This is a genomic window from Streptomyces sp. NPDC040405 (assembly GCF_055595765.1).
Map to the genome: position 1 here is coordinate 1 of NZ_JBVIVI010000025.1, position 8838 is coordinate 8838.

The following is an 8838-nucleotide window of genomic DNA, read 5'->3' on the forward strand; positions in this document are numbered from 1 at the left end:
CACCCAGCCAACACCTCACACTGCACCCCCAGCCACAGCAGCGCCTGGGGAGCGCGAGGGGGCGGCGCCGAAGCGCCCCTCGCACCCCGGCCCCCTGGGCCGGGGACACCGAAACGACGCCGCGCACCCGGCCCGGCCCCAGCAGCGCGGCCGTCGCCCAACTGCAGCAAGCGACCACACGGCGGCGCGACCCGCCACACCACCCCACACCCGCCGTCGCCACCGCCGCGCCGGGGCAGTCTCCCCCGGCGCGGCCTGCTCTCAGGCGGTGACGTGGTCCGGGTAGCCCTCGACGCCCCATCCTGCGGTCGCGTGCGCCTCCTTGGTGACGATTTGCCAGATGGCGGGGAAACGCTCGCTGTGCCGCTGGTCCGCATGCATCGTCTGGGCTTCGCCCCGGTGCACTGCAGTGCCGCACTTACAGAGCATGTAGGGGTCAAACTTCACGGGTTCGTACGTCATGGTGTTGCCGCTTCTCCTGAAGGGTTGGGACGGGTGGGCCGGGGCGGCGGATGGCACCGCCGCCCCGGCCCGTGGCGGTCACGCCACGGCGGGGACTTCCTGCGCGCTGGCGGCCGTTCGGGCGGCTTCGCGCCGCTGGTCGGCCTCGATCATCTCGGCGCGCTCCTGCTGGTAGACCGCGTGGGCGGCCTCGTCGGCAACGCGCTCCGCCTCGGCCTTCTCATCCGCCGGGTCTGTGGTGTCGAGAATGGCGCGTGCGGCGCGAACGACGGTGGCACTCGCGGCGGACAGGGTCTCGCGTACCTCCTCGGCGGTGCTGCCCGCCCATGTCGCGATGTACGGAACGGAGGTAAGGGCAGCGTCCAACCCGGCCACTCCGGCCACGATGTACGCGACGGATTCGGCCTCGCATTCCATACGGCCCCGGTGCTTGCGGTACTCCTCCATGTCCGCGACATGGCCGCATTCGATGTGTCCGGCCTCGTGGGCGAGCGTGATCGTCCGGTGGGCTTCGGGGTCGCTGGCCTGGATGCCGATCACGCCCGTCTCGGGATTGGTGTATCCGTCGGCCTCGCCAGTCGCGCCGAGCCTGACCGTGTACCCGTGTCCCTCGGCGTGCCGGGTCAGGCGCTCCCAGAGTTCGGCGGGGGCATCACCGTGCACCTTCTCGCCGAGCTGATAGACAGGCTCGTCGGCCTCCGGCTGGGCCTCCTCCGTGCCGTCCATGGGGCGTGTCTGGCTGATGTCGAAGACGGATATGGCCTTGTAGAGGGTCCGCTTCTTCTCCTGGCCGTTCTCGTCCAAGACCGGATTCCCGTCCTTGTCCTTCTCCTTGATCGCCGTCATCGGAGCGAAGATCCGCAACGACGTCTGCCCCTTGCGGATCAGGCGGCCGCGATCGTTCCACGCCTTACGTCCCCGAACCTGGGTGGCGTTCGGGCACTGGGCCAGAATCAGCATCATGTTGTTCGCGGAGTAGCGGCCGATGTTCGCGACGGTCACACGGAGCATCGCCCGCCACCCCTCGGCGGAGACCAGGGATGCAATCGCCTCGTTCAGCTGCTCGCGGAGGGCTTCTACCTCGGCTGCGCGCTCCTCGGGGGACTTGGAGTATCGACGCTTCTTCGTGGTGGAGCGCCTGCGCGTCGTCTTGGTGGCCATCTCGATGCCTCTCGTCAGGTTCGGGTTTCGAGTGGTGCTGACCGGGACGCCACCCCTTGTCAGCAGAATTAATAATACCAGCTTAGAGCGGGTTTTGGAAAGTCAGATCAGGGTTATGGCCAGGGATTTCACCCTTGCCCCGGGGCCGGGGCGCCACCTAGTGCACCCCGGCCCCGACCTCCGGGTCACGCCTTGACAGCGGCCTTCTTCGCCTTGCGCTTGCTCTTGACCTGGGTCAGCTTGAGCGGCTCGCCGGGCAAGCCTTCCTCAACCAAGCGGTCCTCAATGGCGCGGAGCGTGAGCACGTCGGCCATGTCGGCCATGAGTCGCCGGGGGCTACCCTGGCGGTCCCCGAAGAGGCGCGAGCGGTGCACGCGACCACTGCGCTCGGTCATGGCGTCGATGTACCACTCCCCCTCGCCGACAAGGCGGCTCGCCATGATGGTGACCGGGTGCTGCCCGGCGCGCTCCTGGATGGTGAGGCGGGCGGCCAGACCGACCGCGACGCCCGTTTCACTGATCAGCTCCGCACGCTCAACGGTGCTCACGGTCATGCGGTAGTTGACCTCAAGCCCCGTCTTCGGGTGGCGAGTGGTGACGACGGCGGTGACCGGCCGGGGGGCCTCGCTGGCCTTCGCGGCGGCGGGGAGGGAGTTGCTGATCTTGACGGTCATATCCGTCCCTTTCGGTGCGGGTTTCGAGTGGTGTTGTTCGGGGTGCCATCCCCTTCCAACAAGAACAATACTACGGGCTATGGGCCCGATATTCAAGCTGAGAACGCCCCCTGACCAGGACTTTTCCCAGGAATTCCATGATCCTTTAGAGGGTCACCGGGCCGGGCCCACCCCCGCCGTTGCCAGCCGTCTTTTCGGCGCCTGCCACGGCGGAGCGGTAGCCGGGTGACGGCTGGTCATGTAAGCCGCCCGCCGATTCCGCCCACCGGCCCCGGCCCGGGCTCCACCCGCACCTCACCGACCTCGATCAGCCCTTCCCGGACCCCGCCTCGACCTCAGCCCACTGCCCCGGCCACGACGCGGCCGGCACCCGACAACGACGCGGTGAACTCGCCCCGGCCACGGCGGTGTTCAGCCCGCCCCCCATTCCCCGGGGGGCGGGCGTCCGGAGGAGCCCCCCGGGGACGCGCGCAAGGGCGCGAAGCGCCCGCAGCCCGCAGGGCGCGCCAGCGACCTGCGGGCCGCAAAAAGAAGGGCGGCCACGCCCGCCGACTGCGGCGCACGGCCGGATCGCACCGCAGGTGCGATGAAAACCCCCACCGGCCGCCACGCCGCGGGAACCGGGCCGCACCCGACAACGAAACCCGCACTCCGCGGGAAGACCACGCGATGCCCGGGGCCTGTCAAACGCCGCGGGTCCAGCGCCGCCGCGCTGGCGCAGGGGGCCTGGGGGGCGCGCAGCCCCCCAGAACCGGCCCAACGGGCCGGTGCACCACCCACCCAGGCCCCACCGGGTCCGGAAACGCAAGCGTCCTCGAGGTCGCCACCGCCCCAACCACCCCCCGACACCAGCCACCACCGCGGCGGCGACCACGAGGAAAGCAACCCCCGACACCACCACCGCCCACCGACCACAACCCCACACACACCCCACCAACCCCCAGCCACAGCAGCGCCTGGGGAGCGCGAGGGGGCGGCGCCGAAGCGCCCCTCGCACCCGGCCCCCCGGGCCGGGCACGCCCCGACGATGCCGCGCACCCAGCCCCACCCCGACGGCGCCGCCGTCGCCCACTCGGGCCAACATCCGCCGACACTCGCGGCCATCGCACAACCACCGGCCAACCGGCGCCCATCGCGCGACGGCCCCCAGAGAGGCCGAAGGGGCGGACGCCTTCGGCGTCCGCCCCTTCGGCAATGCCGGTAGCTCAGAAGGGAGGCAGTCCAGCAGCCGTCGCCCCCTGGGTGAAGAGGCTCCGGATGCTTCGCATCTCGGGGTGCCCGTAGACGCCGGGCCGTCGCTCCATCTCATCCGCCTGGACGTAGGCCCAATCCACGGCGTCCTCAACCCGACGCAGGCGATCGACGGTGACCTTGTCGGGACGGGCGAGCATGTCTTCGGCCAGTGCCACACCGAGCCGGTAGACGGCGCATGCGAGATCGAACAGCTCGGCCAGAGCGTCGGCGACCGGGTCGACCGTGGGCTCGCTGTTGTCGATGATCGTCTTGACGGGGAATCCGTGTCGCCGGAGTTCGCTGGTGAGCCTGGCGAACCTGTAGTGATCGAACGGCCAGGAGCGGGTGCCAGGGGCGACAAACGCGTTCATGTAGTGGGACCACTCGAATCCGTACTTCTGGAGGGTCGACCTGATCCAGGGGTGGTTAGAGCTGAGGCGTGCGGTGGTGCCGTAGACCTTGTTGTGCTTGATGGTGGTGATGATCACGGGGTTCCTCCGTGGTTGTTCAGGTTTCGAGTGGCGTTGACCGGAGTGCCACCCCCGTCCAACAGAAATAATATTACTAGCTAAAGTCTCGATTTGGAAGCTGGAGCGGGTCCACCCGGGGTCTTTTTGGAAGCCCGGGGGCACTCTGCGCCCCCGGGGGGCTATTCAGCCCTGACGGGCGTCCTGCGGTTCGCGGTCCTGGTGGGCGGCCACCGCTTCGGCGAGTGCCCGCCCGGCGCTGCTGCCCGGCGTCCAGTCGAAAGTGACTGGCTTGTTGTTGAGGTAGAGGCGGAGTGCGCGGAGGCCGTCCTTCCGGCTGTCGACACTGAACACCGCTGTTCCGATGGCCGGAAGGGAAACGGTGACGTTGGTCCACACGTATGCGGGGGCGCGGTACTCGTCATGGACGACGCGGGCGGGCTCGACCTGGAAGAGGTCGGCCAGCGCTGCGGTGAACTCGCGCGCGGCCTCATGCGTGTCCAGCGGGGACAGGGCGGGGCTACCGTCGTGGCCAAATGTGGTGTGGATCTTGAACTTCATGGCCTGCTCTCCTGTGGTGCGCGGTGCGGGTTTCGAGCGGGGCCGGGCGGCGGTGCCATCCGCCGCCCGGTCGGGTCAGTTCGCGGCGTCGGCCTTCTCGTCGTCGGTGCGCCACAGGGGCAGAGGTTCGAAATCCTGGTTGGGTGCGAGCCACAGCACCGCGTTTCGCACGGTCTTGGCCGTGACGGTCTTCGGCATGAGGGCCGCGACGGCGCGGACGTCCTTGGTTGCGCGCCACATCGCGTAAAGAGCCTGGCGGCGGTTGGCGTGAGCCTTCGCCAGAGCCTCGCGGGCGGCCTGATAGGCCGCCTCGACCTCTAGCCCCTCGACGAGCAGGGGGCCGTCAACCTCCCGCCGGTCGGCCGCCTCGATCATCTCGGCGCGCAATGCCCGGTAGGTGGCCTGGCCAATCGCCTCGGCCTCGGCCTGCCGCTCGGGGCTGAACTGCTCGCTCATGGATTCCTCCGTGTGGTGCGGGTTTCGAGTGGTGTTGTTCGGAGTGCCACCCCCTCCCAACAAGAACAATATTACGGGCTATGGGCCCGATATTCAAGCCCAGAACGCCCCCTGACCAGGACTTTTCCCAGGAATTCCATGATCCTTTAGAGGGTCACCGGGCCGGGCCCACCCCCCGCCGTTGCCAGCCATCTTTTCCGCGCCCGCCACGGCGGAGCGGTAGCCGGGTGACGGCCGGTCACGTCAACCGCTCAGCGACCCCGCCCCCGGGCTCCACCCGCACCTCGCCGACTCGACCAACCCGCACTCCGCGGGAAGACCACGCGATGCCCGGGGCCTGTCAAACGCCGCGGGTCCAGCGCCGCCGCGCTGGCGCAGGGGGCCTGGGGGGCGCGCAGCCCCCCAGAACCGGCCCAACGGGCCGGTGCACCACCCACCCAGCCAACACCTCACACTGCACCCCCAGCCACAGCAGCGCCTGGGGAGCGCGAGGGGGCGGCGCCGAAGCGCCCCTCGCACCCCGGCCCCCCGGGCCGGGCACCCACCAACAACGCACCGCCACCCGGTCCGGCCCCAGCGGGGCAACCGCCGCCCACCCGCACCAGATTCCGCCCGACCCTCGCGACCAGCCACACCACCACGGAGCAACCGGCCGGGTGTCAGTTGGCGAACAGGTGCTCTTGGACTGCTTCGGTGGCCCGGGACGGTGGGGGCTTCTGTCGCTCCTGGTGGTCGATGTGCTGAGCCAGGGTCCAGCCGGTCCAATCCCATTCGGGCAGGAGTGGACGTGGGCGGCCGTACTGCTGATGGAAGGTCTTCACACCCTCCGCGCGGGCAGCGTTGCGGATCGGGGAGATGTCGAGTTCGAGATGTTCGGGCCGGACAAGGTGGACGGTGCTGTCGAGCCAGAGCCAGACCTCGCACTTCGTGATGTTGAGTCTGGTCAGCATGGCCAGGTGGTGAATGTCGCCCCACCCCGGGTGGAGCCCCCCGGGGTGGACCCAGAGTGTGGTACCGGGCTTGATGTCGCCGGGCTGGCTGGGCGTGTGGGCGTACGGCGGGCGTTGTCGGCGGCGGCGTCGGGGCTTTTCCGGGTAGTAGTGGCTGGGCGGGTAATGCGGGTTCGCCTCGCGCTGCTGGCGAAGCTCTGAGGCTAGGCCGTTCATGGCATCCGCGTGGGTGTAGCAGGGAGGGCCGAGATGCCAGTGGCGGGGCCTCTTCTTCTCCCAGTAGGAGGTGCTGCCGCAGATGCATCGGTGCTGTGTGAGGTACGGCAGGGCGGTCGGGCACGGCCACGGGGTGTAGCACTGGCGGCAGGTCCATACCGGGGGGGCCGAGTTGGGCAGGTGAGCGTCTGGCAGATCGATCGGTCGTGGGCGCCAGTTATCACCGGTCATGTGCGGGCTCCGGGGCCGAGTCTTGGGGGATGGTCGGGTGCCTCTCCTTGAATGCGTTCGGGCCGGGGCGCGTTGCCGCGCCCCGGCCCGAACGATGCCTGCGTGGTCAGTGAGCGACGGGCTCGATGGGCTCGTTCGCCTGGGTGGTGATGTCCTCGGCCGTGTCCAGGGCCTGCTCGGCGAGTTGGAAGGCGGCGGCCAGGGCATCAGGGTCCATGTCCTGTCCGTCACCCTGCGACGCGGTCTTGCGGGCGACGTCCAGGGCGCGGAAGGCGTGCGTGGCCGCGTGATAGCCGGTTTCGTGCTGTCCCTCGGCGTAGCAGGCGAATAGCAGCAGCTCGACCACCACGCTATTGATGTGCTTGAGCACTCCCCCGTCACCGCGTCGGGCGGCGGCGAGGGCTTGGCGGCCGGTGTCGATCCGAAAGGTCGGGACGCTGGACAAAGGGGCGATCCCTTCGGGCTCTCCCGCCTGCGCCGGACCGGGTAGGGCGGCCTTCTCCAGGGCTTCGGCGGCACCGTTCAGCATGGTGATGGCGTCGCTTTCGCACAGGACGATGCGGCCGAGGTGCCTGCCCGCCTTCGCGTAGGCGGCGGCGAAGGCTGCCCACCGCGCCGCTTGGGCTGGCTGCCCGTTCTCCACGGCCAGGGCCTCCTCGTCAGCGGCGATGCGGGCCCGCTGGTGGCATACGGCGGACTGGTCGCGGAGCCAGCGATGCCCGGGGGCGTTGCATCGGCCGACTTCGATATCCGCAGCGGCGGCGCGGTACGTCTGCGCGGCCTTGCTGGCGCGGAGGATCGGGCGGCCGATGGTCTCCGCGAGCATCCGGCCGCGATGGCCAGCGGCCAGGAGGTTCCGGCGGTTGCGGGCGGCGGCGGCGTCGCCGCCCGTGAGGGCCGGGGCGGGGGTGAAGGTCATCCGTGCACTCTCCTTGCGGTATCCGGGTTTCGAGTGGGCCCGGGGGCGGCGGTGCCATCCGCCGCCCCCGGTCGGGCTGGGAGCGTCAGCTGCGGTCGCAGGCGATGACGATCTGTCCCTTCCAGGTGTCGCGGGTCGTGATGTCGGTGAACTCGCTTTCCTTGATGGTGAGCGATCGGTGGACGGCGAAGTCATCGCCGCAGAGGTCGCACCAGGACACGCCGAAGTACGGGGAGTTGGCGCTGCGTCGGTCGATCTCGGGTTCGTGGAGGGTACGGGTCACGGAGGTGCTGGTCTTGGCGTCTGCGGCAGTGCCGGGCATGGTGCGTTTCTCCTCGGTCGGTGGGGGTTTCGAGCGGGGCCGGGGCGGCGGTGCCATCCGCCGCCCCGGGGGGCGGGCTCTGGGCTACCTCAGCGACTCGGCGAGGACGGCCCGAAGGTGATCGGTGTTGGTGCAGACCGAACGCATCGGGGCTTCCCATGCCCTGCGGAAGGCGGCGGTGTGCAGGTTCTGGCCGGTGTGCCCGGCCTTGCTGGCCGTGAGGTAGCCATGCCAGTAGGCGGCGAGCACGCTGTCGCTGAGGCCGTCCAGTTCCTCCTGCGGGGTGCGGTCGTCGTCGGCGGCGGCGGCCATGAGGCCGTCACGCAGGGCCGTCAGCGCGGTCTCCGGGAACTCCAGGTTGGTGGTCATGATCCGTGCCTCCGGTGGTGCGGGCTTCGAGTGGAGCCGGAAGGAGTGCCACCCCCTTCCAGCAAAAATAATAATACCAGTCTTAACAGTGATTTCAAGGGGTGGCAGGTGTGCTTCGTGCACGTTTTTTCACTGCCCTGCTCCGACCCGCTATCCTGGAGTAACTCAGTTCCTCCTCCTCGGGTTGCTTTCTCGGTTGGGTGTTCTGGGTTTCGAGATAGGACCGGCGACCGCGCCAGCCTGTCGCACAGGTGCACATGTGCGGGGGGTCCTGCTAGCAGGGCGGTCGCCGGTCCGCTTTCTCCGCCGGGTCGGACGGTCAGACCTCGTTGTCGACCCAGACCATGCCGTACGGGGTCGCTCTCCAGCAGGACATGCCTCCGTGCTCAACGGCGGCCAGAGCCTCCGTGAGGTCCTGGTGGGCGCAGGCGTCGTACCGTTCGGCCTCGACTGCCCGCCGGATCGTGTCGAGCCGGTCCGTCCCCACTGCGATGGCCCGGCGGGCTCGGTAGGTCTCGTGGTCGGCGCGTAGCTTCTCCCGCCATGTGTCGCGTTCTGCGGCGTCTGCCGGGGGCGGTCCGGCGTCCTGGCGGGCGAGGTAGGCCAGGGCGCGGGCCGCGTGCACGGCGGTGACGCGGATGGTGGCCTGCATGTGTCATTTCCTCGTGTCGGGTTCGGGTTTCGGGTGGGGGCCGGGGGGGGGGGGGGCGCCCCCCCCCCCCCCCCCCCCGTCCCCCCCCCCTTTTTTTTTTTTTTTTCCCCCTCCTCCCTCTCTCCCTCTGGAACCGCGGTTCCCCCAAGAGGAGGCCCCCCCCCC

Annotated in this window: 11 protein-coding genes; all 11 read right to left on the bottom strand. The window is 69.7% G+C overall.

Annotation, left to right across the window (positions count from 1 at the left end):
* Window positions 1–261: 261 nt before the first annotated feature.
* Window positions 262–462 (bottom strand): hypothetical protein, encoded by a 201-nt coding sequence (locus ACZ59A_RS43465; RefSeq protein ID WP_470971020.1) that lies wholly within the window; start codon window positions 460–462, stop codon window positions 262–264.
* A gap of 78 nt (window positions 463–540) precedes the next feature.
* Window positions 541–1623, bottom strand: a complete 1083-nt coding sequence (locus ACZ59A_RS43470) for an ArdC-like ssDNA-binding domain-containing protein (RefSeq protein ID WP_470971023.1) — start codon at window positions 1621–1623, stop codon at window positions 541–543.
* A gap of 185 nt (window positions 1624–1808) precedes the next feature.
* The gene (locus ACZ59A_RS43475; protein WP_470971026.1) at window positions 1809–2297 is read right to left on the bottom strand and encodes a hypothetical protein; all 489 of its coding nucleotides are present in this window, start codon (window positions 2295–2297) and stop codon (window positions 1809–1811) included.
* Window positions 2298–3502: 1205 nt separating this feature from the next.
* Window positions 3503–4018 (bottom strand): hypothetical protein, encoded by a 516-nt coding sequence (locus ACZ59A_RS43480; protein ID WP_470971028.1) that lies wholly within the window; start codon window positions 4016–4018, stop codon window positions 3503–3505.
* A 165-nt stretch (window positions 4019–4183) separates the two neighbouring features.
* Window positions 4184–4558, bottom strand: coding sequence for a hypothetical protein (locus tag ACZ59A_RS43485; RefSeq protein ID WP_470971031.1), 375 nt, complete (start codon window positions 4556–4558; stop codon window positions 4184–4186).
* 75 nt (window positions 4559–4633) lie between these two features.
* A complete protein-coding gene (locus ACZ59A_RS43490; protein WP_470971034.1) occupies window positions 4634–5014 on the bottom strand; it encodes a hypothetical protein in 381 nt (126 codons plus the stop codon).
* Between the two features lie 659 nt (window positions 5015–5673).
* A complete protein-coding gene (locus ACZ59A_RS43495; protein WP_470971036.1) occupies window positions 5674–5964 on the bottom strand; it encodes a hypothetical protein in 291 nt (96 codons plus the stop codon).
* Window positions 5965–6517: 553 nt separating this feature from the next.
* Window positions 6518–7330 (bottom strand): hypothetical protein, encoded by an 813-nt coding sequence (locus ACZ59A_RS43500; protein ID WP_470971039.1) that lies wholly within the window; start codon window positions 7328–7330, stop codon window positions 6518–6520.
* Window positions 7331–7415: 85 nt separating this feature from the next.
* On the bottom strand, window positions 7416–7652 hold the full coding sequence (locus tag ACZ59A_RS43505) for a hypothetical protein (RefSeq protein WP_470971042.1): 237 nt from the start codon (window positions 7650–7652) through the stop codon (window positions 7416–7418).
* Window positions 7653–7736: 84 nt separating this feature from the next.
* Complete coding sequence (locus tag ACZ59A_RS43510; protein ID WP_470971044.1) at window positions 7737–8021, bottom strand: hypothetical protein; 285 nt, start codon at window positions 8019–8021, stop codon at window positions 7737–7739.
* 319 nt (window positions 8022–8340) lie between these two features.
* The gene (locus tag ACZ59A_RS43515; protein WP_470971046.1) at window positions 8341–8673 is read right to left on the bottom strand and encodes a hypothetical protein; all 333 of its coding nucleotides are present in this window, start codon (window positions 8671–8673) and stop codon (window positions 8341–8343) included.
* Window positions 8674–8838: the final 165 nt, after the last annotated feature.

Excerpts from the sequence above, each read along its gene's own strand:
- ACZ59A_RS43465 (WP_470971020.1), bottom strand. The coding sequence starts at position 462 with ATGACGTACGAACCCGTGAAGTTTGACCCCTACATGCTCTGTAAGTGC.
- ACZ59A_RS43470 (WP_470971023.1), bottom strand. The coding sequence starts at position 1,623 with ATGGCCACCAAGACGACGCGCAGGCGCTCCACCACGAAGAAGCGTCGA.
- ACZ59A_RS43475 (WP_470971026.1), bottom strand. The coding sequence starts at position 2,297 with ATGACCGTCAAGATCAGCAACTCCCTCCCCGCCGCCGCGAAGGCCAGC.
- ACZ59A_RS43485 (WP_470971031.1), bottom strand. The coding sequence starts at position 4,558 with ATGAAGTTCAAGATCCACACCACATTTGGCCACGACGGTAGCCCCGCC.
- ACZ59A_RS43490 (WP_470971034.1), bottom strand. The coding sequence starts at position 5,014 with ATGAGCGAGCAGTTCAGCCCCGAGCGGCAGGCCGAGGCCGAGGCGATT.
- ACZ59A_RS43495 (WP_470971036.1), bottom strand. The coding sequence starts at position 5,964 with ATGCTGACCAGACTCAACATCACGAAGTGCGAGGTCTGGCTCTGGCTC.
- ACZ59A_RS43500 (WP_470971039.1), bottom strand. The coding sequence starts at position 7,330 with ATGACCTTCACCCCCGCCCCGGCCCTCACGGGCGGCGACGCCGCCGCC.
- ACZ59A_RS43505 (WP_470971042.1), bottom strand. The coding sequence starts at position 7,652 with ATGCCCGGCACTGCCGCAGACGCCAAGACCAGCACCTCCGTGACCCGT.
- ACZ59A_RS43510 (WP_470971044.1), bottom strand. The coding sequence starts at position 8,021 with ATGACCACCAACCTGGAGTTCCCGGAGACCGCGCTGACGGCCCTGCGT.
- ACZ59A_RS43515 (WP_470971046.1), bottom strand. The coding sequence starts at position 8,673 with ATGCAGGCCACCATCCGCGTCACCGCCGTGCACGCGGCCCGCGCCCTG.